The following is a 694-nucleotide window of genomic DNA, read 5'->3' as shown; positions in this document are numbered from 1 at the left end:
ACCACCACCCCCGCAGGCCCCGCGGCCACCTCAATCAGCAGCGTCCGGATCCTGCGCGGCGGCGCGATCATCGGGGTGCTCGAGCGGCTGGCGGTCTGCCTCGCGATCCTCGCCGGCGAACCCGTCGCCATCGCCTACGTGGTCGCGATCAAGGGCCTTGGCCGCTTTGCGGAACTGAAGGAGACGCCGGTCGCCGCGGAGCGTTTCATCATTGGCACGCTCACCTCGCTGCTGTGGGCGGCCGGCGTCGCCGCCCTGGCCAAGGTGCTCGTCCTCGGCTGAGGCCACCCGCCACGGCGCCCGGATGGGTAGCTGGCCAACGGGGCGATAGTGTATCTCTATGACTGTTTTTGCTGTTGAGTACGTATACGACGCCGAATCCTCCGATGCCCGCAACGCCAGCCGCCCCGCACACCGCGAATGGACCGCAGGACTTGCCCAGAAGGGAACGCTGCTCGCCAGTGGCCCCTACGGTGACGGCGCCGGTGCCCTGCTCATCTTCAAGGCCTCCGACGAGCAGGCACTGAACGAGGTCCTCAAGCAGGACCCCTTCGCCGGTGCCGGTGCCATCTCCGGCACCCGCACGACGGCCTGGGCCCCCCTGACCGGCCTGCTGGCCGGCCACGCGGCCTAACCGTCCCCCGCCAGACCTAATTAATAACAAGGAGTCCATGTGACCTCGGTCAGCCTGGGA

General features: G+C 68.3%; 1 protein-coding gene and 1 pseudogene. Both read left to right on the top strand.

Annotated elements, in window-relative coordinates; all coding sequences use genetic code 11:
- Window positions 1-282: pseudogene (locus BJQ90_RS22165) on the top strand (hypothetical protein); the annotation flags it as partial.
- A 58-nt stretch (window positions 283-340) separates the two neighbouring features.
- Window positions 341-634, top strand: a complete 294-nt coding sequence (locus tag BJQ90_RS22160; RefSeq protein WP_226762332.1) for a YciI family protein — start codon at window positions 341-343, stop codon at window positions 632-634.
- The last annotated feature ends 60 nt before the right edge of the window (window positions 635-694 follow it).

This window comes from Arthrobacter sp. SO3 (assembly GCF_020532825.1).
Classification (GTDB): Bacteria; Actinomycetota; Actinomycetes; order Actinomycetales; family Micrococcaceae; genus Arthrobacter.
Note: the sequence above shows the minus strand (reverse complement) of the source record. Positions and strands in the feature narration are given on the sequence as shown.

What these genes read in the sequence shown, in the direction of transcription:
- BJQ90_RS22160 (WP_226762332.1), top strand. Translation starts at nt 341, where the DNA reads ATGACTGTTTTTGCTGTTGAGTACGTATACGACGCCGAATCCTCCGAT.